This window comes from Oceanobacillus saliphilus (assembly GCF_023522835.1).
In the GTDB taxonomy this organism is placed as follows: Bacteria; Bacillota; Bacilli; order Bacillales; family Amphibacillaceae; genus Oceanobacillus; species Oceanobacillus saliphilus.
Map to the genome: position 1 here is coordinate 200,071 of NZ_JALCZU010000006.1, position 24,557 is coordinate 224,627.

21 protein-coding genes are annotated in these 24,557 nt (G+C 39.2%); all 21 read right to left on the reverse strand.

The window, feature by feature from the left end; all coding sequences use genetic code 11:
• Positions 1 to 117 precede the first annotated feature (117 nt).
• Positions 118 to 2,997 carry an excinuclease ABC subunit UvrA gene (uvrA, locus tag MN204_RS11940; RefSeq protein ID WP_249871300.1) on the reverse strand — a complete coding sequence of 960 codons (2,880 nt, stop codon included), beginning with the start codon at positions 2,995 to 2,997 and terminating at the stop codon, positions 118 to 120.
• Positions 2,998 to 3,004: 7 nt separating this feature from the next.
• Positions 3,005 to 4,987: an excinuclease ABC subunit UvrB gene (gene uvrB, locus MN204_RS11945; protein WP_249871301.1), complete on the reverse strand. Its 1,983-nt coding sequence runs from the start codon at positions 4,985 to 4,987 to the stop codon at positions 3,005 to 3,007.
• Positions 4,988 to 5,253: 266 nt separating this feature from the next.
• Complete coding sequence (locus MN204_RS11950; RefSeq protein ID WP_249871302.1) at positions 5,254 to 6,471, reverse strand: PDZ domain-containing protein; 1,218 nt, start codon at positions 6,469 to 6,471, stop codon at positions 5,254 to 5,256.
• 347 nt (positions 6,472 to 6,818) lie between these two features.
• Positions 6,819 to 8,288, reverse strand: coding sequence for a S41 family peptidase (locus tag MN204_RS11955; protein WP_249871303.1), 1,470 nt, complete (start codon positions 8,286 to 8,288; stop codon positions 6,819 to 6,821).
• A 269-nt stretch (positions 8,289 to 8,557) separates the two neighbouring features.
• Positions 8,558 to 10,030, reverse strand: a complete 1,473-nt coding sequence (locus MN204_RS11960; RefSeq protein WP_249871304.1) for a murein hydrolase activator EnvC family protein — start codon at positions 10,028 to 10,030, stop codon at positions 8,558 to 8,560.
• Between the two features lie 57 nt (positions 10,031 to 10,087).
• The gene (gene ftsX / locus MN204_RS11965; RefSeq protein WP_249871305.1) at positions 10,088 to 10,981 is read right to left on the reverse strand and encodes a permease-like cell division protein FtsX; all 894 of its coding nucleotides are present in this window, start codon (positions 10,979 to 10,981) and stop codon (positions 10,088 to 10,090) included.
• Entirely contained in the window at positions 10,971 to 11,657 is a 687-nt protein-coding gene (gene ftsE / locus MN204_RS11970) for a cell division ATP-binding protein FtsE (protein WP_249871306.1), read from the reverse strand. The genes ftsX and ftsE overlap by 11 nt, the downstream gene beginning before the upstream one ends.
• Before the next feature lie 589 nt (positions 11,658 to 12,246).
• Positions 12,247 to 12,606: a cytochrome c551 gene (gene cccB / locus MN204_RS11975; RefSeq protein WP_249871307.1), complete on the reverse strand. Its 360-nt coding sequence runs from the start codon at positions 12,604 to 12,606 to the stop codon at positions 12,247 to 12,249.
• Positions 12,607 to 12,846: 240 nt separating this feature from the next.
• A protein-coding gene (prfB, locus tag MN204_RS11980) for a peptide chain release factor 2 (protein WP_249871308.1) occupies positions 12,847 to 13,948 on the reverse strand; the annotation gives its coding sequence in 2 pieces (ribosomal slippage) (positions 12,847 to 13,875 and positions 13,877 to 13,948; 1,101 coding nt in all).
• A gap of 64 nt (positions 13,949 to 14,012) precedes the next feature.
• Entirely contained in the window at positions 14,013 to 16,526 is a 2,514-nt protein-coding gene (secA, locus tag MN204_RS11985; protein WP_249871309.1) for a preprotein translocase subunit SecA, read from the reverse strand.
• Positions 16,527 to 16,736: 210 nt separating this feature from the next.
• The gene (locus MN204_RS11990) at positions 16,737 to 16,901 is read right to left on the reverse strand and encodes a hypothetical protein (protein ID WP_249871310.1); all 165 of its coding nucleotides are present in this window, start codon (positions 16,899 to 16,901) and stop codon (positions 16,737 to 16,739) included.
• A gap of 254 nt (positions 16,902 to 17,155) precedes the next feature.
• Positions 17,156 to 17,716 carry a ribosome hibernation-promoting factor, HPF/YfiA family gene (gene hpf / locus MN204_RS11995; RefSeq protein WP_249871311.1) on the reverse strand — a complete coding sequence of 187 codons (561 nt, stop codon included), beginning with the start codon at positions 17,714 to 17,716 and terminating at the stop codon, positions 17,156 to 17,158.
• 246 nt (positions 17,717 to 17,962) lie between these two features.
• On the reverse strand, positions 17,963 to 18,316 hold the full coding sequence (locus MN204_RS12000; RefSeq protein WP_249871312.1) for a flagellar protein FliT: 354 nt from the start codon (positions 18,314 to 18,316) through the stop codon (positions 17,963 to 17,965).
• Positions 18,316 to 18,717, reverse strand: coding sequence for a flagellar export chaperone FliS (gene fliS / locus MN204_RS12005; protein WP_249871313.1), 402 nt, complete (start codon positions 18,715 to 18,717; stop codon positions 18,316 to 18,318). The genes MN204_RS12000 and fliS overlap by 1 nt, the downstream gene beginning before the upstream one ends.
• A gap of 29 nt (positions 18,718 to 18,746) precedes the next feature.
• Positions 18,747 to 20,243, reverse strand: a complete 1,497-nt coding sequence (locus MN204_RS12010) for a flagellar hook-associated protein 2 (RefSeq protein ID WP_306798684.1) — start codon at positions 20,241 to 20,243, stop codon at positions 18,747 to 18,749.
• A gap of 12 nt (positions 20,244 to 20,255) precedes the next feature.
• Positions 20,256 to 20,624, reverse strand: coding sequence for a flagellar protein FlaG (gene flaG / locus MN204_RS12015; protein WP_249871314.1), 369 nt, complete (start codon positions 20,622 to 20,624; stop codon positions 20,256 to 20,258).
• 77 nt (positions 20,625 to 20,701) lie between these two features.
• Entirely contained in the window at positions 20,702 to 20,926 is a 225-nt protein-coding gene (gene csrA / locus MN204_RS12020; RefSeq protein ID WP_249871315.1) for a carbon storage regulator CsrA, read from the reverse strand.
• On the reverse strand, positions 20,926 to 21,372 hold the full coding sequence (fliW, locus tag MN204_RS12025) for a flagellar assembly protein FliW (RefSeq protein ID WP_249871316.1): 447 nt from the start codon (positions 21,370 to 21,372) through the stop codon (positions 20,926 to 20,928). Before fliW ends, csrA begins: the two co-directional genes overlap by 1 nt.
• An 18-nt stretch (positions 21,373 to 21,390) precedes the next feature.
• Positions 21,391 to 21,954 carry a DUF6470 family protein gene (locus MN204_RS12030; protein WP_249871317.1) on the reverse strand — a complete coding sequence of 188 codons (564 nt, stop codon included), beginning with the start codon at positions 21,952 to 21,954 and terminating at the stop codon, positions 21,391 to 21,393.
• Positions 21,955 to 22,135: 181 nt separating this feature from the next.
• Positions 22,136 to 23,020 carry a flagellar hook-associated protein FlgL gene (flgL, locus tag MN204_RS12035; protein WP_249871318.1) on the reverse strand — a complete coding sequence of 295 codons (885 nt, stop codon included), beginning with the start codon at positions 23,018 to 23,020 and terminating at the stop codon, positions 22,136 to 22,138.
• Positions 23,021 to 23,029: 9 nt separating this feature from the next.
• Entirely contained in the window at positions 23,030 to 24,547 is a 1,518-nt protein-coding gene (gene flgK / locus MN204_RS12040) for a flagellar hook-associated protein FlgK (RefSeq protein WP_249871319.1), read from the reverse strand.
• Positions 24,548 to 24,557 lie beyond the last annotated feature (10 nt).

Consider the following 24,557-nt stretch of genomic DNA (forward strand, 5'->3'; position numbering starts at 1 on the left):
TCTTTTTTAAATGTACCTAATGGCAAAGGCTACGTCAAAAATTTTGTTCCTACTTTCATTCCTCGGTCGTAAAAAGACAGTAAGCGGTTGTGGAAGCTTACTGTCTTTTTACTATCCTTAGTTTGAACTGACTTTTTCTTTACTATGAATTGCTTCTTCCATTCGTTTACGATCACGTTCCAGAACGGATTTTAAATATTTTCCTGTATAGGATAGTTCTGCTTTCTCGGCGATTTGTTCAGGAGTCCCTGTGGCGACAATTTGTCCACCACGATCTCCACCTTCCGGGCCAAGATCGATAATATGGTCAGCGCTTTTAATAACGTCCAGGTTATGCTCAATAATCAATACCGAATCGCCATTATCAACTAGGCGTTGGAGAACGACAAGCAGTCGCTTAATATCATGAACATGCAGTCCTGTGGTCGGCTCATCCAAGATATAGAAGGACTTGCCGTTTGACCGTTTATGGAGCTCACTGGCCAATTTAACACGCTGTGCTTCCCCGCCCGATAAAGTAGTTGCCGACTGACCAAGCTTAACATAGCCTAATCCTACATCGTAAAGTGTTTGTATCTTCCTTTTTATTTTTGGAACAGCAGCGAAGAAATCAACGGCGTCCTCAATCCGCATATCCAGTATCTCTGCAATACTTTTGCCTTTATATTTCACTTCCATTGTTTCTCTATTATAGCGATTGCCACGGCATACTTCACAAGGTACATATACATCAGGCAGAAAATGCATTTCAATCTTGATGATTCCATCTCCGCGACATGCTTCACAACGTCCACCTTTTACGTTAAAGCTAAAACGTCCCTTTTTATAGCCGCGCACCTTTGCTTCGTTCGTCTGTGCAAACAGATCACGAATATCATCAAATACACTCGTATATGTAGCTGGATTTGACCTTGGTGTACGACCAATCGGAGACTGATCGATATTGATAACCTTATCAATGTGTTCGATACCGTTTATTTTTTTATGTTTCCCTGGTCTGTGTTTCCCTCGATAAAGAGCCTTTGCCAGTGCTTCATAGACAATCTCGTTTACAAGTGTACTTTTACCAGAACCAGAAACCCCGGTTACAACCGTCATTAAGCCAATTGGGATTTTAACAGAAACATCTTTTAAGTTATTTTGTGCTGCACCAATTACTTCGATTTTACGCTTATCCGGTTTACGGCGTTTGGTTGGGACAGAAACATATTCTTTACCTGATAAATATCTTCCTGTTAATGAATTTTTATTCTCCATTACTTTTTCAGGAGTATCGTTTGCTATAATCTCTCCACCATGTTCACCTGCTCCTGGACCGATATCAATAAGCCAATCTGAAGCTAGCATCGTATCTTCATCATGTTCCACGACAAGTAATGAATTATCGAGATCACGCATTTTCTTAAGTGTTTCAATAAGCCTGTCATTATCCCGCTGATGTAGACCGATTGATGGTTCATCCAATACATACAGCACTCCAGTCAATGCGGAACCGATTTGTGTCGCCAGCCGAATACGCTGTGCTTCCCCGCCAGATAATGTTCCAGCTGCACGGGAAAGTGTCAAATAGTCCAAGCCGACATTATGCAGGAACTCAAGACGGTTATTGATTTCCTTCAAAATCATGTTGGCAATCTGTGTCTCTTTCTCAGTCAGGTCCAGGTTATTGAAAAACGATTCGGCCTCCACAACGGAAAAATCAGTTACCTTACTGACATGCAATCCATTGATGAGAACAGCAAGCGCTTCTTCTTTCAGTCTATACCCTTTACATTTCGTACAGTTTTTTTCTGCCATGTATTTTTGCAATGTTTCCCGGATAAATTCAGATGTTGTTTCTTTATAGCGCCGTGCTACATTATTGATGACACCTTCAAATACGACATCCGTATTCCGTGTACTTCCAAAATCATTCACATAATGGAAATGTATTTTTTCTTTACCACTGCCATACAGTAACTTATCCATTTTTTCTTTAGGAATATCTTTAACCGGTATATCCATATCTATATCAAAATGCTTACATGCACTTTTCAGTAACTGCGGATAATACTGTGAGCTAATTGGTTCCCACGGTGCCAGCGCATTTTCATTTAACGTTCTATCCCAGTCCGGAATAACGAGATCAGGATCCACTTCCAGCTTTGTACCGAGGCCATCACAGCTCGTGCATGCTCCAAATGGACTGTTAAAGGAAAAGAGACGAGGTTCGAGTTCACCAATGGAAAATCCACATATAGGACATGCATGATTTTCGCTGAATGTCAGTTCTTCCTGATCTATAATATCAACAATGATTTTCCCTTCTCCAAGATGCAGGGCTGCTTCAATCGAATCACTCAGTCTGCCCGCGACACCTTCTTTTACTACTACACGATCTACGACAACTTCAATCGAATGCTTTTTGTTTTTCTCTAGTTTAATATCTTCTGTTATTTCACGCATTTCTTTATCAACACGGATACGGACATACCCTTCCTGCTTCAGATTCTCAAAAACTTTTACATGTTCCCCTTTTCTTCCTGAAACAACAGGAGCAAGTATCTGAAGCTTGGTCCTCTCTGGATATTCCAGTATTCGGTCAACCATTTGCTGCACTGTTTGCGAACTGATTTCGATACCATGTTTCGGACATGTCGGCCGTCCAACTCGTGCATACAATAAACGCAGATAATCATATATTTCAGTTACGGTACCGACAGTCGACCTCGGGTTTTTGCTTGTCGTTTTCTGATCAATGGAAATAGCTGGTGACAGTCCCTCAATAATATCAACATCAGGTTTATCCATCTGACCTAGAAACATTCTGGCATATGCAGATAGCGACTCCACATAGCGACGCTGTCCTTCCGCATAAATTGTATCAAATGCTAGGGATGACTTACCGGAACCCGATAGGCCGGTCAATACAACCAGTTTATTTTTAGGGATATCAATATCTACATTCTTCAGATTATGGGCACGTGCTCCCCTTATTTTAATTGTTTTACTGGGCATCACTTTTTCATCCTTCCGCTTTAATCTCAAATATAATATCACGAAGTTCTGCTGCTTTTTCAAAGTCAAGCGACTTTGCAGCTTCCTTCATTTCTTTTTCCATCTGTTTGAGAACTTTTTCCTTGTCTTTTTTCGTTAATTTCCTTAGGCTTTTCGATTCACCTTGATATTTTTCCTGTTCCTCTGCTGCAACGGTAGCTTTTATTACATCTCGTACATCTTTTCGAATGGTTTTCGGAGTAATCCCATGTTTTACATTATAGTCGTGCTGAATGGAGCGCCTTCTTAACGTCTCATCTATCGCCAACTGCATAGAGTTTGTTATTTTATCAGCGTACATGATAACTCTTCCATTCTCATTTCGCGCTGCCCTACCCATTGTTTGAATGAGTGAACGTTCTGAACGTAGGAACCCCTCTTTGTCGGCATCAAGAATTGCGACAAGGGAAACCTCAGGAATATCCAGACCCTCTCGAAGAAGGTTAATTCCAATGAGCACATCATATTTTCCGACACGAAGATCCCGGATAACTTCAATGCGCTCCAATGTCTTTATTTCTGAATGCAAGTACGCAACCTTGATTCCTAGTTCCTTTAAGTAGTCGGTAAGATCTTCAGACATCTTCTTTGTAAGTGTCGTAACGAGCACACGTTCATTACGATCTGCACGTTTATTTATCTCTTCTATTAAATTATCAATTTGACCGTCAATTTGCCGAACTTCAATTTCAGGATCAAGTAATCCAGTCGGCCTGATGATCTGTTCCGTCATTTCCGGATTATGTTCCAGCTCATATGGTCCAGGTGTTGCTGACACATAAACAAGCTGCTTCGTTTTCTCTTCAAATTCCGTGAATCTCAATGGACGGTTATCCATTGCTGAAGGAAGTCTAAAACCATGATCTACGAGAACTTGCTTTCTTGCCTGGTCACCATTGTACATTCCCCTGATTTGCGGCAATGTAACATGGGACTCATCGATTACGACGAGAAAATCTTCCGGAAAGAAATCGATTAATGTATAGGGAGTTGCTCCTGATTCTCGAAGTGTCAAATGTCGCGAATAGTTTTCAATGCCCGAGCAAAATCCCATTTCACGCATCATTTCCAAATCATAGTTCGTACGTTGTTCGAGTCGCTGGGCTTCCAGCAGCTTATTTGCTTCACGCAATTCCTTCAGCCGTTCTTCCAATTCCATTTCTATGTTTTTAATCGCAATTTTCATTTTTTCCTCACCGGTGACGAAGTGGGACGCAGGGAAAATAGCTACATGTTCACGATCGCCAATGATTTCTCCTGTTAATGCATCAACTTCCCGGATTCGATCAATCTCATCTCCAAAAAATTCAACACGTATACAGCGCTCTTCCCTGGAAGCAGGTATTATCTCTACAGAATCTCCCCTTACACGGAAAGTACCCCGCTTAAAATCTATATCATTTCGTGCATATTGGATATCTACAAGATTGCGTAACAACTGATCCCGATCCTTTTCCATCCCCATCCGTAATGACAGTACCTGATTCCGATATTCTTCCGGATTACCCAAACCGTATATACAGGATACACTGGCAACAATTAAAACATCTTTCCGTTCAAACAAGGCAGACGTTGCCGAGTGACGCAGTTTATCAATTTCATCATTAATACTTGCATCCTTTTCAATGAATGTATCCGTTGATGGGACATATGCTTCGGGCTGGTAATAATCATAATAACTGACAAAATACTCTACAGCATTATTCGGGAAAAACTCTTTAAACTCACTATATAACTGACCTGCCAATGTTTTATTATGGGCTATGACCAATGTTGGCCGATTAATTTCCTTGATTACGTTTGACATCGTAAATGTTTTCCCTGTACCGGTAGCACCCAGCAATGTCTGGTGACGTTGACCGGCAAGGAGCTTCTCCGTAATTTCCTTTATCGCGTTAGGCTGATCCCCTGCAGGTTCATATTTTGAAACCAATTCAAATTTATCCTTCACAGATACTGCCTCCGTTCCTTCGTGAAAATCTTTCTACTATATCTAATTATATAGTTTAACATAAAAACGAACAAGTATTCGATTATTATGGATGATAATCTCTTAACTATACTACCCATAAACCATGAGAGAAAATCATGAATCCTTTTCATAGAGTCAGAAGATGGATGGCCCCATGCCTCATCTTACATTTGAATTTCCAAACAGTGTGGTCTTAGCGTGAGTTTCATACGGGGGAAAATGGCAAAAGCAACCATGATGGTTGCTCAGCCTGACATTTCTTTTTTGGTTTTTTTTGATTTCTTGGAACGGAATGGAGAACCTGGAAAGAGAAGGCCAAGCTCATGATGGTCTCCTTCATAAAAAGCCCCTTGTACAAACCGGACTTCCTGATTATCATCAAGTACTTCCAGCTTAAAGAAAGCGCCACTGCCTTGCAGTGCACGATAGAATTCCGTTTCCGTTGACACCTTTCTGCCATTCACTTTTGAAATAGTCTCTCCCGGAAAGACCGACAGTTTTGCTGCGGGTGTCAGTGGAATAATGCCTACGATTTTCAAACCTGTCTCCTGCGGTTGAAAAAAAGGTCTCCGAAGTCTGTCCCCGACACGATATTTATAATTTAAATATTCCTTACCGATAATAGCTAAAACAATTGCTACGATTGATAACATTGGCAGAAAAATACTAGAGGCAGCAATAAGAACGATTCCTAAGCCCAGCAAGCCATTAAATTTCGAGATTTTTTGGGTTGCCTGCATTGGATGATGCCCTTTCGCCAAATAATCAAACCCAATCAAAAATGGAATGAGTATGAAACTGTACGTGGACTCCCCAATGGAAAAATATGGCCACCAAGATGCAAAGGGGGTAACCAACCCTGTTGGAATAACGGCGAAAAAGGGGATGACACTCAACTTCTTAATTCGATGCTGTCCAACCCAATATCCACGGTCACTTAATGTGATACCTGGATATGTTTCATCTCGCTTAACTCTACCAATCAATATAGATTCCACAATTAGCAATAATCCAGCCAGCAACGAAAGGCTTGATAGTATATTAAAATTAGTAACCAAATTTAAATTTATATCTATAACGGTTTGATTTTCCAATAAAAGTGGCAAAAATAAGAGCAGTAAAAATGTGAATCCTATTGTATAGCTTGGAGATAAAAACGTAAATCTGAATGTAATACTCAACAGGATGGTAACAATCGCCAAAATCATAATCGATTCATAGGAAAAAACCATTCCTGCAGCTATCGTGATTATTGACAACACAAGTCCTGCAATTAGTGAAAAGCCCCATGTGCTTTTCCATTCCGAAAATATATCAAAGACTTTGGAACCAAAATCAAGTCTCTCCTGCTTTAATCGTTTGTAACCAGCCAGTAGTATTAATAAGATTGTCCAATATACGATTGGGTTCAAAAAAAACCTGCCTATTCCTTTAGCAATTTCAATTAGCCATGCTTCTGCCAAACTACTCACCTTCTTCAATATCTGATGACCATCATTAATATATTCGATAGTTATCTATTATTTCCCTGCTTTTTCTATTAGAAAACTTGGTCGCCACCAAGCATTTTGTGACTGCCTTAGTTGCACTTCTGCAGGCAGGAAAGTTTTACTCTCTTACCTGCCAAAAAACTTAATCAAAATCCACGAGCAGAACTCGTGGATTTTATATGTTGCTCTTGTCATAAATTTTGTTGGCTTTTCAATCCTCGTAGTACATATAACCAGCTAAATAAGAGAAGCTGCTTCGGCGACCGCTCTGGGAAATACACTCATGGATTACAGGCGGAAGCCGAAGTAACTTGTTTATGTTATCGATACAACTCTTCCAAAGCTTTATCCAGCTGCTGATCGTCATCACCATTACGGATTTTTTCAATTAATTGGGTTTCGATTAATCCAGCTGTTTCCTCATTTACTTCACCAGTAGCAGCCAAATCATTATCAGATTGGAATGTAGTTACTGCTTTCTCTGTTTCTACACTGAAATAGCCATCTGTACGCCCAGTATCATAGCCTAACCCTGAAAGCATGACTTGCATATTTGCAATAGCCTCTGAAGTCTGATCATATGCATAAGGTTCTTCTGCCTGAATTGGGTAAGTATAATAATACTCTGGCTGCCTTACTTCTATTGTCGGTTCGACGCCAGTTTCATTAATCCACTCTCCACTCGGAGAAAGCCATCTGAAAGTTGTCAGCTTAATGGAACTGCCATCGCCCAATGGAACGGCCTGTTGAACTGTTCCCTTTCCATAACTTGTTTCTCCTACAATGTCGTATCCCAATTCCTTAAGTGCAACAGCTAGTATCTCTGAAGCGGAGGCGCTCCCTTCATTAATCACAACACTTACTGGATAATCCTTCTCTTCAGCCAATTCCGAGTAATATTCAACCTTTTCTCCATTACTATCTTCTATTTGAATATAAGGAATATCTTCTGGGACAAAGAGTGAAAGAATTTCCTCAGCAACATTTAACAGTCCACCTGGATTACCTCTCACATCAATTACCAGACCTTCAATCCCTTCATTTTCCAAAGCAGATAATTGCTCATTAAACTCCGTAAAGGTGTTTTCAGAGAAATTTGTGACTTCCAATACTCCTGTCATTTTTCCATCAACTGTTTCTGTACGGCTGTATACCGTTTCCACCGGAATTTCATCACGTACAATTGTAATGTCAAATGGCTCTGCTACTCCTGAACGCTGAATTTGCAAAACGACTTCAGATCCTTTTTCGCCTCGTATCTTTGCAACTGCTTCATTCAGATTCAACCCTTCGAGACTTTCGCCATCAACTGTCAGAACTTGATCATTCGGACGCAATCCCGCTTTTTCTGCAGGTGAATCCTTAATCGGGGCAACTATTGTTACCAGACCATTAACCATGCTTACTTCTGCACCAATTCCCTCAAACGAAGATTCGATTTGATCATTAAACTGGCTAACCGTTTCAAGATCCATATAGGAGGTATGCGGATCTTCCAAAGTCGAAAGCATTCCCTCAATTGCTCCTTCTATTAATTGGCTATCCTCAACTTCCTCCAAGTAATTTTGCTTGATTAAACCATAGGCCTGGGCAATCTTATGCAAATCTCCAGGTAAACCTGCATCATTCGCTTGACCATCAGATTTTGGCAGACTCTGTGTTGGTTCCGAATTCTGCGCAAACTCCGGTCCATCAGGCTGAGCAATTTGAACACCGGCATATGCACCAGTAAAACCTAGGAAAAGTGCAGCAACCAGTATTAATATAATTTGTGATTTTTTTAAATTCATTTTTCCACCTCTATTTTTTTGATGCTATGTCCTAATATATATGATGCGGCCAAACAGTTTACTAGTGATATCGATTATTTATCTTTCGGTTTATTAGAAAACGTGGCAACTGCCTAAGCCTTTTGGGCGAATGCCTTACTTCCTAAAAAAGCGTATAATTAAAGAATAACATTATATTTTCCCAATGACTATGGTTTTATCTTGTGTGATTAGTGGAATAAAAAAATATAAGAGAAAAGGCATTGCACAGTGGGCAATGCCTTTTTCTCTTAGTTTATATAATTCATTGGATTAGCAGGATTTCTATATCCGCCTGGATGTACCTCAAAATGCAGGTGCGTACCGGTAGATGTACCAGTTGACCCCATGACTCCGATTTGCTGACCTTGACTTACGGTTTGTCCTGGCGAAACCGACATGCTATTTAGATGCGCATATAATGTGGTATAAGTTTTCCCATCAACAACATGTGTGATCATTACCGTATTACCATAGCCACTCATTGAAGTTGCAGTAGAAACAACACCACTTGCTGATGCTTTAATTACTAAATCAGCAGGACCTCTTGTCCCAAAATCCACTCCATTATGTGGTCTTACCACATTGTGAACGGGGTGAAGACGGTTTGGATTGAATGGGGAAGTTACTGGACCACTTGTTGGCCTGATAAAGTTTGCTGTCCCCGTTGAAGGTGCAGAAGCAACAGTTCCTGTGCTTTCATTTGAGCTTGAACTTGAGCTTGAACTTGAGCTTGAAGATTTAGCTGCGGCAGCTTCTTTTTCAGCTGCTTCTCTCGCTGCTTGTTCCTGCGCTGCTTTTTCGCGAGCCGCTTCTTCCCTAGCTAACTGTTCCAATTTACCTTTTTCTGATTCATATTGCTGCATTGCAACTTGTATAGCCGCTGCCTGATCATTTAAAATTTGCTGTTCTTCTTCTACACTAAGTTTGTATTCTTCCAAATCTTCGTGTTCCAATTCCAGCTGAGCAATTAACGTTTCTTTCTCAGCCATTTGCTTATCTAATTGACCTTTTAAAGCGACAAGTTCCTGCTTTTGTTTTTCCAGTGATTTCTTTTTATCTACCACTGCAACTTTTTTCGTTTCTACTTCTTTTTTGCTAGCCTCTACTTCTAGTTTGTTTTCTTCGAGAGCTATCTTATCTGCAGACTGTGCTTCCATGATGGTTTTGTCCTGATCCATTATCGTATTTACGGCAGAAGTTCTGCTGATAAAGTCACCAAAACTGTTCGCACCAAAGATTACTTCGATATATTTCATATCTCCGCCGTTTTGCTGTATCGCGCGAAGTCTCTCTTTAAGCAATTCATCTCTTTTTGCAATTCTATCCTCGAGTATTTCGATTTCTTCTTTTAATTCTTCCATTCTATCATTTAATTCGTTTATTTTATTCGTTAACTCTTCAATTTCATGATTTGTTTCTGAAATTGCATTTTCTTTTGCATTGATATCATTTTTAGTTTTTGAGAGTTCCTCATCAATGGTGTTTATTTCATTCTTAACCGTACTCTGTTGTTTCTCGTTTTCCCCTAATTTACTTTCGGTATCTTTTTTAGTACCTTCGAGTTTGCTTTTTTCACTTTCTACTTTACTTCTTTCTTCTTCCTGCTTTTTAATCTCTTGTTCGAGATCACTAATCGATTGAGCTGAAATGGAACTCATTCCAGCAGGTAATGTTGTCAATATCAAAACAGCAATAAGAATAACCGATGCTAACTTTTTCAATCGTAATTCCCCTTTTCACTAATAATGGTCTTTTTGCTTCTCTGTATACGTCTATCTTTATACTTTCAGGAATTTACGGACACTCATCACACTGCCCCAAATACCGATAATTGCACCAATTGCAAGTACCATTAGCGACAACTGCCATGCAAAAGGATCAAATGGCAGAAGTTCAACAAAACTGAAAGATATCGTTTCACTGAAATTCGTATCCAGATAATAGTATCCACCCATAATTACTGCGATTGGAATTACGGAACCAAGAACTCCCAGCAGCAATCCTTCAATGAAGAAAGGCCATCTAATGAATCCGTTGGTTGCACCCACCAGCTTCTGTATACCTATTTCGGTACTACGAGCAATAATTGTAATTTTAATGGTGTTGGAAATCAGGAAAATTGCTGTAAATACGAGTGCGATGACTAATGCAAGGCCGATGGTTCGGGCATATTTATTAAACTCGAATAACTGCTCGACCACATCCTGGCCGTAAACCACACTATCAACGCCATTTAGCGTTTCTACTTCCGATGCAATGCGTTCTGTATCTTCAGGAACGGCCGCCCTGACGATGTATACATGGTTTAAAGGGTTATCCTGTTCGAACAGCTTCCAGGACTCTCCTTCTTCACCCATACTTTCAATTAATTTCTGCAATTCATCATCATTGGACGAAAATGCAACAGATTCCACTCCAGCGATTGTCTCAATTTCACCACCAAGTTCGATAATTTCATCCTCGGTAGCTGTCAAGTCTATCATTGTATTTATTTGAACATCATTTTCTATGTTATTTGCCATCTCATTTAAATTAAGTACCAATGCAAGAAAGACTGCCACAAGTATTAAAGTAGTTGTAACTGCACCGATTGAGGCAACTGTCATCCATCCATTGCGGATTATATTTTTTGACCCTTCCCGTACGTGACGCAAAAATGTTCTAAATTTCATAGCCATAATCACCTCTGTGCTCATCTCTAACAATTAAACCGTCTTCGATAGCAATAACACGTTTCTTGATTGTGTTGACAATTTCCTTACTATGAGTGGCCATGATAATTGTTGTACCTCTAGCATTTATTTCTTCGAATGTCTTCATGATGCCCCACGATGTCTCCGGGTCAAGGTTTCCTGTAGGCTCATCTGCAATTACTATTTTGGGGTGGTTAACGATGGCACGAGCAATGGACACTCTCTGCTGTTCCCCACCGGATAATTCATTGGGGAGGAAACGGGCTTTATTTTTCAGACCGACCATTTCCAGCACTTCCATCACCTGTTTACGGATATTTTTCGGAGATTCTTCAATTACTTCCAATGCAAATGCAATATTTTCATAGACTGATAGTTTTTGAAGCAATTTAAAATCCTGGAAGACCACTCCTATGTTTCTTCGTAAATAAGGAACTTTCCGTTCTTTTATTTCACTTAGGTCCATATCACTAATAATGATCGTTCCACTGGAAGGCTTAACTTCCCGGTACATTAATTTTATAAATGTCGATTTCCCTGCACCACTGGGTCCGACAATATATACGAACTCACCTTGTTTTATATCAACGTTTACACCATTTAATGCTGTTACTCCATTGGCGTACGTTTTATATATATCCTTCATTAATATCATAGTTTGTATCACCTTTTTAATTTTTGTTGTCTTTCCTTGATGCCGATTCTGTCTTATTAGCCCGCATAAACAATGGTCATTTTGCACGCTTCCAACAATTCCTACTTATTATACCATTTTTCAACAGTAAATTTAGACATAAAATTATTACATTTATATTTCAGCGTGTAACAATATATTAAAAAAAATCAATAAAAACGCTCTTAACAGGGTTCAAGCCCGTTAAGAGCGTTTTTCAGTAGGTTGGAACATAAAAACTATCTTACTGTATAACTCTATTTTCGCATAGTAAAGTTTACAAATAAGCCTTGTAGAATTAGGAGGGTTGGAGATACACTGCTTAAGTTGACTTTTGTTTACTCTTTTATCGCTTATCGCAGTTGATATAAAATGCGACGTAACTTAAGTTTATTCTTGGAGATAAGTGCTCTTGCCGCCGTCCGGGTTCGCTCTGGGCGGAGGCTTTTTAAGGTTAACACTATTAAACAGTTAAACCCTATTTAATTGGTGAGAAAGATGATTGCAATGCAACGAAGGCTGTCACCTACATGCATGGTGACAGCCTTCGTTTTCTCATTTACATTTTAAGTTATTGTTGTGCCGCCAACCAGTTGGATAATTCATCTAAATCTTCTCCAGTTACATTCATAGGTGGCATGCTTCCAATACCATTCGTTATAATCTCTGCAATTTCATCAGCAGAATATTTAGATCCTACCTGTGCCAACTCAGGGCCTGCTCCCCCAGAAAGATCGGCACCATGACATGCAGCACAGTTAGCTTGGTATACTTGTTCAGCCGCTGCAGTATCAACTGCACCTCCACCTGCTGATTCTTCCGTATCCGTACCTGTGTCCGTATCGTCGGTTCCGCCATCGTCAGTAGCACCGCCACAAGCTGCTAAAGTTAAAACCGTTCCAAACAAAATTGCCACTAACCATTTTTTCATGAATAAATCCCCCATTCATTATGATGCTTGCTTTTAATAAAAGAACCTTATTATATTATAACCCTTTTAAAAAATATTAAAACTTCCGACATCAACGTTTACACGGTGCAGATAGGGTGAAAACATAGGTGCCTCAATGACTTTGGATGATTATGGCAATTTTATGAAATTATTAGAAAACCTATGAGATACGATGAAAGGAGGACTTATTCAGAATGAAAGTCCTCCTCCTTATAAAAGCTATTTGATTTGCGATCTTAAATAGGCATCGATAAATAGATTAATGTCACCATCCATAACCGACTGTGTATTTCCTGTTTCTGCATTTGTACGATGATCCTTGACCATGGAATAAGGATGGAAAACATAGGAACGAATTTGACTTCCCCAACCGATTTCTTTTTGTTCTCCACGAATTTCATCAAGTTCACTCTGCTGACGCTCGATTTCCATTTGATACAATTTAGATTTAAGCATTTTCATTGCTGCTTCACGGTTTTTTATTTGTGAGCGTTCATTTTGGCACGTAACAACCGTATTTGTCGGTATATGTGTTATACGGACAGCGGAATCAGTCGTATTGACATGCTGACCTCCAGCGCCGCTTGCCCGATAAGTATCCACCTTGATATCTTCCGTTTTCACTTCAATATCAACATCATCTGTCATTTCTGGTGTTACATCACAGGAGACAAATGATGTGTGACGACGTCCGGATGAATCAAACGGTGAAATGCGTACAAGGCGATGCACACCTTTCTCAGCCTTTAGATAACCGTATGCATTATGCCCTTTAATCATTAGGGTCACACTTTTTACACCAGCTTCATCTCCGGGGAGATAATCCAACGTTTCCACTTTAAAGTCACGATCTTCAGCCCAACGCTGGTACATTCTTAGCAGCATGCTCGCCCAGTCTTGTGATTCTGTTCCACCCGCACCTGGATGAAGCTCAAGGATGGCATTATTCGCATCATAGGCTTCGCTCAGGAGCATTTGTAATTCGAAATCATTGACGTCTTTCATAAAGGAATTGAGTTCTGACTGCAGGTCTTCGTACAGTTCTTTATCATTTTCTTCCTTTACCAGTTCATAAGAGACTTCCAGGTTTTCCAGTCGCTCTTCCATATCTTCAAAGCTGTTAACATAGCTCTTTAATCCGTTTGCCTCATTTATTACCTTCTGTGCATTTTCCTGGCTATTCCAAAAATCGGGGTCTGACATCTGCATATCCAATTCAGCAATTCTTGCCTTTTTGACATCTAAGTCAAAGAGACCCCCTAAAGTCTTCAACACGTGAAGCTATTTTATCCAATTCATTTTTTATTTCCACTAATTCCATATCTTTCACCTCAAATTTATTTCTTCCTATAAAATACGCACGGTAAGTTGACGTGTTTTATAGATTATTTCCCATGACAATTTTTAAATTTCTTTCCACTGCCGCATGGGCAAGGGTCGTTCCGGCCAGCTGTCTGTGTTTTCACGATTGGTTTACGTGTTTTTTTCTTTTCTTCTTGTCCACCAGCTACAGCCTGCGTATTCTTAACAACTTCCTGACGTTGAAGGTTTTCGCGAATTTGTGCTTTCATCACATATTTTGCGACCTCATCTTCAATGCTTGCAACCATTTCTTCAAACATCGCAAAGCCTTCCATTTGATATTCGCGCAATGGATCATTTTGTCCATATGCTCGAAGATGAATCCCCTGTCGTAATTGGTCCATTTGATCAATATGGTCCATCCATTTGGAGTCAACTGTCCGAAGCAGAATCACTTTTTCAAATTCCCTGAATTGCTCAGGAGTAAGTTCGGCTTCTTTCTCGTCATAACGGGCACGTACTTTCTCCATAAGTAAATCTGAAATTTCATCAGCTTCTTTTCCGTTCAGATCTGCTTCAGAGAGCTCGTCCGAATCCATTAGATTTCCATGTGCATATTCTACGATGGCTTTTTTATCCCAGTTCTCTTCATCATCATCCTGTGTATGTGTTGCCACTACCCGGTTAATGGAAGATACCATCATATTCTCGATAATTTCACGTAAGTTATCATCTTCTTCGATAACTTCAAAACGCTGCTTATAAATAATTTCACGCTGTTCACGCAATACATCATCATAGGAAAGGACCGTTTTACGGGCATCGAAGTTATTCCCTTCGACCCTCTTTTGCGCAGATTCAACAGCTTTGGAAACCATTTTGCTCTCAATTGGCTGTGTGTCATCCATACCAAGTCTTTCCATCATGTTCTTTAAGTTGTCCGATCCGAAACGTCGCATCAATTCATCTTCCATGGATAGATAGAATTGTGTCACACCTGGGTCACCCTGACGCCCGGAACGTCCGCGAAGCTGATTGTCAATACGACGGGATTCATGTCTCTCCGTACCTACTACAGCAAGGCCCCCTAATTCCTTAACGCCTTCTCCTAATTTAATATCCGTACCACGTCCTGCCATATTAGTGGCTATTGTAACTGAACCTTTCTGACCGGCATTCTCTATAATCTCTGCTTCCCTAAAGTGATTTTTCGCATTGAGCACTTCATGTTTGACACCAGCCTTCTTAAGCATTTTGGATATAAGCTCAGAAGTTTCCACGGCAACCGTACCTACTAGAACTGGCTGTCCATTCTGATTTCTTTCTTTAATGTTTTCAACAACCGCCTTGAATTTTCCTTCTACTGATTTATAAATTAAATCCGCACGGTCATCCCTCGTAATCGGTTTATTAGTCGGAATTGCAATAACATCCATATTGTAAATATTCCTGAACTCTTCTTCCTCTGTTTTTGCTGTACCAGTCATACCAGAAAGTTTATTATACATTCGGAAGAAGTTTTGGAAGGTTATAGAAGCAAGTGTCATGCTTTCGTTTTGAATCTGTAGTCCTTCCTTTGCCTCAATTGCCTGATGGAGACCATCACTATACCGGCGTCCTTTCATTTTACGACCGGTAAATTGGTCAATGATAATTACTTCTCCATCTTCGACCATATAATCATCATCACGGTGCATGGACGCATGGGCCTTCAATGCCTGGTTGATATGATGTGTTAAAGATACATGATCCAAATCGAATAAATTTTCAATAGAGAAATAGCGTTCAGCTTTGTTGATTCCCTCTTCGGTCAACTGCACACCTTTCGTTTTTTCATCGTACGTATAGTCTGTTTTTTCATTCAGGGCAGTTACAAAACCATCCGCCTGTTGGTAGAGCGCAGCTGATTTCTTTGCAGAACCGGAGATAATCAACGGTGTTCTTGCTTCATCAATCAAAATGGAATCCACTTCATCAATGATTGCGAAATTAAGCGGCCTTTGTACCATTTGATTTTTATATAAAACCATATTATCGCGGAGATAGTCAAAACCAAACTCATTATTTGTACCATATGTTATATCACAGTTATACGCTTCCCTTTTTTGCTCTTTAGACAGGTCATTTCCATTTAGACCGACAGTCAGCCCTAGAAAATCATAGAGTTTTCCCATTTCATTTGCATCACGTTCTGCCAAATATTCATTGACAGTGATTACATGGACACCTTTACCTGACAAAGCATTCAAATATGCCGGCATAGTGGAAGCCAGGGTTTTACCTTCCCCTGTTTTCATTTCTGCAATATTACCTTCATGCAGTGCTACAGCTCCCATAAGCTGTGTGGAGAATGGACGCATACCGAGCACCCTTCTCGATGCTTCACGGACTACTGCATATGCTTCAGCGAGCAATTGTTCAAGACTTTCGCCATTGGAGTATCGCTCTTTAAATTCCTGTGTTTTATTCTGTAATTCTGAGTCTGAAAGTTTTTCAATATCATTTTCCATAGCTTCTATCTTATCAACCTGTTTTTGTAATCGATTCAATTGTTTTTGATTACCATCACCAAAAATTTTTGTTAATAATCCAGCCATATAGTAAACGCTCCTCAAAAAATCAATACTTGTGCATGTGCACCTTTTAAAATAATCCAGTATTATCATAACACTTTCCAATAAGCTCTGACAACTGAGTGGGCATTGTCAGACAGCCATTCCACGAAAAAAATAGAGAGCGGGCTTGGGGAGAGACCGCTCTCATAACTGGGGACTAATTGAGGTAGGTAAGGGTGAGAAACCTAGATATTAAACCTGAGAATGAAAATAATCTCTCTTTTTTTGATACGAAGTTAATTCTGAAATTTTTCGGTTTGTAGCTGCAATTATTTCGAGTAACTGCGCTATAGTGGCTTCGTGCTGTTCTACTTTACTTGCAAGTTCTTTTAATGCCAGCCGATCACTTTCATTCACAGTCTCACCTCCTAGTTCTATAGTCTTATTTATATCACGAAGATAAGCCAAAAGACCAATTCTTATTTTTGGATTTTCGATTCAAATTCGACACCAATTAGAATTAAATAATGAAATTTCTATATGTAAAATAGACAACTTTATACATTTTTTGATATATTTTATTTTATTTTTAAAATTTGCTATTTCGTTCTACAATTTTCGACATAAATAGGCGATTCCAATTGGAATCGCCTTTCGCATCTTATATTATATTAAAAAACATTTGGTTCGATTAATCCATATTTTCCATCTCTGCGACGGTAAACAACGTTTGTATCACCAGATTGATCATTTGTGAATACAAAGAATTCATGGCCAAGCATATCCATTTGAAGAATTGCTTCTTCAGAATCCATTGGTTTTAAATTGAATCGTTTTGTTCTTACAATTTCTATTTCATCCGTTTCATCTTCCACCGCAATATTGCCGGCCTGTTTTTCCATTTCAGCAAAAGCGTGTTTAGGAGAACCATTATGTCTGAACTTACGATTGATTTTTGTTTTATGCTTACGAATCTGTCTTTCCAATTTATCTACAACAAGATCAACAGCCGCATATAAATCAACATGTTGAACTTCCCCACGTAATAACAGGTTTGTCATCGGGATTGTAACTTCAATTCGTTGTTCATCATTATAGACACTCAAATTTACGTGTACATCGGACGCAGGAGCAGTGTCAAAGTATCTTTCAAGTTTGCTAATTTTCTTTTCCACATATTCCTTGATTGCACCTGTGACCTCTAAATTTTCACCACGAATGTTAAATTTCATGTAAGTGTCCTCCTTTATACTTTATATATTTATTATACTACTTTACCACGATTTTTTCCTACTTAAACCCGCTATAAAAAGAGAGAAAACATACCGAAACAGGTAAAAACCTTTATATATCAACGGTTACAGAGTTTACATTTAATTAATAATTTTTACAATTAATTTATAAAAGTGCAAGCACCTTGATTACACTCAACAAACCCGGACCAAAAAAAGTAAACACTCTTCGTTTCTGAAAAGTGTTTACTTTTTACTATCCATAAACATTCCATCCATTGTGTGAACGTTTTTGTATGGATTTGTATAGGACTGATTTGATTTTTTCTGTTTCTGTACTTGAATCATTTCCAATTTCAAATCAGCAAATAAAAGATGCATTTTTTTTTCGATTTCCTCATTCAACTGTACAAGTTCCCGCCCCAAACGTTGTTCTTCTTCCGAATAGGGAGGCGTTAATGACTCCATATACGTACCTCTATCGATAATAAGATCATTTAATTTTTCGATTGCTGATTCTCTTGCTTGCGGTGTAATCTTCTGATCTAATATCGTTTTTATTTTCATCGTAACTTCATAAACTGGCTTTGCCCTGTTCATTAAACTTGTGCACCTTGAGAAAATTGCTGCTGCCTATTCTTAATGATTACCTGCTTCCAAGTGTCTCTGAACTCCGTCACAAATACCAAAACTTCTTCCAGTTTTGCTGGATCATTTTTTATATTCGCTTCTTTAAGCTGAAATTGCATAAATTCATATAACGGAAGGATTTGCTCGGAAATTGCAACCTTAGGATCCAATGTAATCATCAATTCCTGAATGATATTTTGAGCTTTTTGGATATTTTTGTTTTTTGCCTCATAATTTTTATCATTCATATCCTTGATTGCCTGCTTAATAAACTTCATGCATCCATTGTACAGCATCAATGTCAGTTCTCCACCTGAAGCTGTATTTACCGAGTTGTTCTGGTACGTTTGATATGCTTTATTTGCTGCCATCTGCCTGTTCCACTCCTTTCAACATCATTTTAGTACCCTCCAAAATTGGACATAAGCATGGCCGACTGCTGGTTCATCATCGAAATCGCTTTTTCCATTGCACTAAATTGCTTCCAATACCGATCCTCAATTCTAACAAGTCTGTCCTCAAAAGAACTGATTCTATTATCAAGGTCCTTCATCCGCTTACCTAATGTGTAATTTTCCAGCGTATCCGTACCTTTTCCTGCACGTTGATTGATTCGTTTCATCGTGCTTTTAACCGCATCTTCGAGTCTGTTCACCAATCCACGCTTATTATCTGTGTTACTATTGGAAAACAAACTTTGAACACTTGCAGGGTCCTGTTGCAATGCAGCTTTTAACTTGTCCTCATTTACAATGAGCTTGCCACCGTCAAGATAGTTGTTGGAAGTAGAAATTCCTATTTGTGTTAATGAACTGTATTGTCCATCGTTAACCACTGTTGAGTACCAACTTTGACGCATATCGAATAATCCACTTGTAATCGCATTTTCACCTTTTAATAGACCACTTTTAGCTTTTTCATCCCAAAGCTCAATTTCTTTTTCAGACATTTCTTCCATTTGTTCTTTCGTCAATGGTGGGTAATCCCTATAACGTTCTTCCTGCTGGGATCCGGTTAATTCCTCCACTACTTCATTGTACTTGTTCACGAACGCCATAATTTTATCGAAGGAAGCATCGACATCGTTGTTGACTGTTAGGGTTGCACTCTCCCCAACCGCTGTCACGTTGTTGAACTGGAATGTAATACCGTTTAGGGTGTAACTATTTTCTCTGGATTCAACTGTGTATGCGTTATTGTAGGTGAATTCGGCATTATCACCACCTGTTTCATTACCTTGATGTAAGTTTAAGCCTTTTTTGAAAAATGAATTACTGAAGATAATTTCATTTCCAGTTTCGGCGGGGTTATATTTACCAGTACGAGTAGTTTCCATGATTATTTGATTCGTGTTATTATCAAGAGTCATTCTTACATTATTATCCGCAGTGTTGATTCGAGAAATAACATCTTTCAAAGTATCATCGGCACCAATTTTGTATTCGTAAGTCTGTGGATTTCCATCTTTATCGAAGGTCGTAAAAGAAATAGCTTGTTCTAACTGAATTGTTTCATCCATCATCAATTGACCTACTAGTTTTTCATTCGGATCTATTCTGATTGTTCCACTCACATTAATCGCAGAAGATGCCAATCGTTGCACACTAATATTATACGTCCCATTCGTCGAACTCGCTGTACCAGTAGCCGTTACAGCTCCTGGCATAGTAGAAGTTACTTGCTTGGAATTATATGTTCTGCTCATTTTCATATCGAGCATCATATTATCGAGTTCTAGCAATTTTTTATTGATATCACGAAAAGCATCGCGCTGCCATTCCATTTTTATTTTATCCTGCTCCATCTTATCCAAGGGCATCCGTTCTGCTTTCATCAGATCCTTGATGATGGAGTCTGTGTCTATCCCACTGGCCAGACCGCCAATTCTCATGCTCATGAATATCGCTCCTTATATTTTCTTATCGATTAGAAATCCCATGAAATCTGCCATTTCCGCGTACATATCCAGCATTTTTTTAGGTGGTATTTCTTTAATTACTTCATTTGTACTGGAATCAATTACGGTTACATAATATTTATCCAGTCTGTCATGAAGCTCAAATTTCAGATTCCGTCTCAACGGTTCGATAAAATCATTGAATTTGGAAATTGCCATTTCAAGGTTTTCTTTATTTTCCATCGTTCCATTCTTCAGTTGTTCCGTCAGCATTTTATGCTCTGTCTTCACTTCCATACTTTCGGCGGCTGTTGTCGATTTCATGCTGTATTCACTGTTCAACGAAGTTTGAGATCCAGATAATACTCCATCTACTGTCATCCCATAACACTCCTCAACCTTTTTATTTTTATATCGGTTAAGCGCAGCTGTTTATGAAGCCTAATAGATGTTTTTACTTATTTATTTGAGTCTTTTAACAGTTCTATTAGATCCATTGAAATGTTTGCTGCTTCATTATTTTGCTGTTGGATATCCATATAGATTTCCTTACGGTGAATTTCAACTGACTTTGGGGCATCGATCCCAATCTTTATTTGGTCACCCTCTATAGCAAGGACCGTTATTTCAATATCTGCACCAATCTTGATTGCTTCATTTTTTTTTCTTGAAAGTACGAGCATTATTTTACCTCTCCTTCAGATACTGCTGGAACAATTGAAGTCGTGGATGAATATTCTTCCGTGTTTAAAATATATTGTTTCCCTTGTTTAAGATTGGAATTAATGATAATCGGCGCCTTTAAATTTAAAGTGCTTAACTTGAAAGGATTTTTCAAGGTTACGACCGAAAGCACAGCTACTTCCTTTTCATTGCTGATTTGCAAACTGTCCAGTAAACTTGCATCGAGCTCAAACGTATAGTTTTGATATATTTGATATGGGTTCGTTACTACGAAGGCTATTTCATAAGACTTAACAGATTGTAATATTTGAAAAATAGGGTTTTCCGGTAAATCCAATAATACAAATTCTGTCTCCTCCGCAAAACCAGGTAGTCCAACAGGAAAATGAATAATTTTATTTTCAGTAATCTCCACTTCACTTAAATATTTCGTTTTTATGTTCATGGTAAAATTCATCCTTTCTTAAACTAGCAGGTTGGTAAAACTTATTTCTATTTCTTGTCGTTGTTTTAAACTAGTCTCTACTTTACCAGGCTGAAAATCGAATTCCGGTTTTCTTGTTATTGCTTCTATGACAGGTTTGTTTGTTTTAACTTCTATATGTACTTCAGCAGGCTGGTAGTTTGTCTTCACTGAAAAATGGGAAGGAATAAATTTGATGCCTAGAGATTTCATGGAAGGATGACTATTTTGTACGGCCTGGTTCGCAATCGGATTTCCGCCATTTTCAATTTTCATTAGTTCGTCGCCCTGCCTTGCTCTTCTGGCTATTCCTTGCATCAAAGCATTCACACCGTCTTGAGCAAATTTCTTATTCCGTTTTGTAATAGGCATTAAATTCATATCTTCCCATGCTTGTGTCTGATCAATTTGCAGCTTTCCGGGACTAGTTCGAATTGAAAGCTGTGCTTTTGGCTGCTGAATTGTCAGTTCTGCTTGTGGCTGAGAGATTTGCTGCCTACCATCCGTCTTCACGATTTGTATTTGTGCCAGCTGTGATTCCATTCGAATTTGCGGTAACTCCACCATTCAAACTCCCTTCCTATTTGTCAGTAATTCTGATTTATATCGGTTCACAGACTTGAATGCACCATGCCCTTCAGTGACATCCAAGTTGCACCTTTACAGATAGGGAAATTTTATCGTTTCCTATCTGCCAACAATGGATAAACCCTGAACCATACGTCGGGTCAGGGTTTACGAATTATTATCTTAGAAAATCAACCAGAGAAGGCTGAATGATTCTAGAACCTGCTGATAATGCGGCACGGTGCAAACTTTCCTGTGTAATTAATTGGGTGATTGCTTTGGCATAATCAATATCTTCGTTGTTGGACAACGTCTTCGTTGCAATAACTTCTTGTTCATTTAGGCGGTTTTCAATAAGTTCCAGACGATTCATCCTTGCTCCCAATTCTGCCCTGGCATTTATAATCGTATTGATCCCATCATCAAGCTCACCAATACTTGCGTCAATTTCTTCACCAGTACCCAATCTGTCAATGAAATTATCTATTGCATCAAACATTCCCGGTTGCCCGCCAAAAACAGTTGCACCGTTCACATTTGCTTTTAATGTTGTACCACTCGAAACTTCTATCCTAACTTCAGAATCATTAAAATCATATTCCCAATCAGTACCCTCCTCATTCCTAATAATGGGAGGTGTATCCGTCTTTGTTCCATTAAAAATAAATTTATCATTTACATTTGTATTAGCAAGGTCGATTAGATGTTCTTTCAGCTGTTTTACTTCCTCACCGATGTTCGCAAGCTCTTCACTACCGTATGTGCCATTACTTGCCTGTACTGCAAGCTCGCGAATCCGCTGCATGGTAGAAGTCGCTTTATCCAATGCAGCATCTGAATTATCCATCCAGTTATGCACTTCATTCGTATTACGCTGAAATTGCTCCACCCTTACTAGTTCTGTACGATAACCCATACCTTTCATTGCAACGACAGGATCATCGGAAGGTCGGGTTATTTTTTTCCCTGTATTTAATTGGTCCATATACCCAGACATTTTAGAATTACTGTTCATTAAGTTCCGTAGCATATTATTGGAAAGCATTCCTTGAGTTACCCGCATCGTTATATCCTACCTCCCTACTAATCCCATATTATTGATAATCCGATCAAGCATTTCATCAACTGCAGTTAAATTTCTCGCAGCTGCACTGTACGCATGCTGAAATTTAATCATGTTGGTCATTTCTTCATCGAGTGATACCGCACTCACCGAGAGGCGTTGGTTCTCAACTTGAGCAAGTAGTGTACCCGTATTCTCCGTCATGCGGTTTGCATGTTCGGCGGTTACGCCAAGATCGCCGATAACAGATTCATAGAATTTTTTAATAGAAGCGCCATCTAAACTAGTGATTGGTTTATCAAATACAGCTGCAAGATTTAAAGCATTATCGCCATTTCCGGAATCACCATTCGTACTAGTTGCAATTTGACTGCCATTCGTCAGTAATACCGATATCGCTCCAGCGGCACCAATATATGCGGTCTCTCCACCACCAAAATTTGTGAAGAATGCCCCGCCATCCGCTGCATTTTCACCAGAACCTACTTTACCTTCTTGATGTTGTTCATTAAATGCTGTAGCCACTGCAAATGCCATCTGATCCAGCTGGCGCATCATTTCGGGGTAGTCCCCATTGGCAACTCCAGCCTCATCTGCATATCCAAAAGAATCGATTAACCCTTTAAGTGATCCATTTGTAGACATAATACCGGAATCAGCACCAGCAATTGTAATACTATTTATTACAGATAATGATTCAGCTTCCGTATATGATGGCTCATCAAAAAGATTTGCTTCCCCTGTCACACCATTAATCAGCTCTGTGATTGCAGTTCCCGCATGATTTACGATCGTTATCGTAGCAACGCCATCCCCCATTTTGTTTGGTGGAAGATGACTTTTATTATAATCGACATGAATACTAACGATCTCTGATAGCTGATCAATCATAACATCCCGGCGGTCATACAAATCATTTCCTGTATATCCATGTGTTTCCAGATTTTTTATCTGTTTATTTAATTCATTGATTCCATCAATTAATGTATTCGCATCCTTTATAGTAACGTCAATCTGATTTTCTAAATCGTTACGGATGTTCGTTAAGGTTCCCGACATGTAATTAAACGTTTCCGCCAAAGCCTGCCCCCGCTGAAGCACAACAGATCTGGCACCTGAGTTTTCCGGATTGACAGCAAGATCCTGCAGAGATTGCCAGAATTGATCGATTGTCGTCGATAATCCAGTATCAGAAGGCTCATTTAAGAGTGTCTCCATACGGCTTAGCGCTTCCGATCTTGCAGTCCAATAGCCTGAAGTACTATTCTCACTGCGAAATTGATTATCCAAAAATTGATTGCGGATACGCTGAACAGAACCTGCCTCAACTCCTGTACCCATTTGTCCTGGAATCTGAGGCCTGTTTCGTGATACTTGAGGAAAAGGGGATGATGTTTCAAAGTTGACACGTTGTCTTGTATAGCCCTCTGTATTGGCATTTGCGATATTATGACCGGTTGTATATAAAGCTGACTGTTGGGTGGATAAAGCCTGTCTTGCCATCTCCAAACCATGAAATGTACTCATTTGGCGAACT

Excerpts from the sequence above, each read along its gene's own strand:
- uvrA (WP_249871300.1), bottom strand. The coding sequence starts at position 2,997 with ATGCCCAGTAAAACAATTAAAATAAGGGGAGCACGTGCCCATAATCTG.
- MN204_RS11955 (WP_249871303.1), bottom strand. The coding sequence starts at position 8,288 with ATGAATTTAAAAAAATCACAAATTATATTAATACTGGTTGCTGCACTT.
- ftsX (WP_249871305.1), bottom strand. The coding sequence starts at position 10,981 with ATGAAATTTAGAACATTTTTGCGTCACGTACGGGAAGGGTCAAAAAAT.
- ftsE (WP_249871306.1), bottom strand. The coding sequence starts at position 11,657 with ATGATATTAATGAAGGATATATATAAAACGTACGCCAATGGAGTAACA.
- cccB (WP_249871307.1), bottom strand. The coding sequence starts at position 12,606 with ATGAAAAAATGGTTAGTGGCAATTTTGTTTGGAACGGTTTTAACTTTA.
- secA (WP_249871309.1), bottom strand. The coding sequence starts at position 16,526 with ATGGCTGGATTATTAACAAAAATTTTTGGTGATGGTAATCAAAAACAA.
- hpf (WP_249871311.1), bottom strand. The coding sequence starts at position 17,716 with ATGAAATTTAACATTCGTGGTGAAAATTTAGAGGTCACAGGTGCAATC.
- MN204_RS12000 (WP_249871312.1), bottom strand. The coding sequence starts at position 18,316 with ATGAACAGGGCAAAGCCAGTTTATGAAGTTACGATGAAAATAAAAACG.
- fliS (WP_249871313.1), bottom strand. The coding sequence starts at position 18,717 with ATGGCAGCAAATAAAGCATATCAAACGTACCAGAACAACTCGGTAAAT.
- MN204_RS12010 (WP_306798684.1), bottom strand. The coding sequence starts at position 20,243 with ATGAGCATGAGAATTGGCGGTCTGGCCAGTGGGATAGACACAGACTCC.
- flaG (WP_249871314.1), bottom strand. The coding sequence starts at position 20,624 with ATGACAGTAGATGGAGTATTATCTGGATCTCAAACTTCGTTGAACAGT.
- csrA (WP_249871315.1), bottom strand. The coding sequence starts at position 20,926 with ATGCTCGTACTTTCAAGAAAAAAAAATGAAGCAATCAAGATTGGTGCA.
- fliW (WP_249871316.1), bottom strand. The coding sequence starts at position 21,372 with ATGAACATAAAAACGAAATATTTAAGTGAAGTGGAGATTACTGAAAAT.
- flgL (WP_249871318.1), bottom strand. The coding sequence starts at position 23,020 with ATGCGGGTAACTCAAGGAATGCTTTCCAATAATATGCTACGGAACTTA.
- flgK (WP_249871319.1), bottom strand. The coding sequence starts at position 24,547 with ATGAGTACATTTCATGGTTTGGAGATGGCAAGACAGGCTTTATCCACC.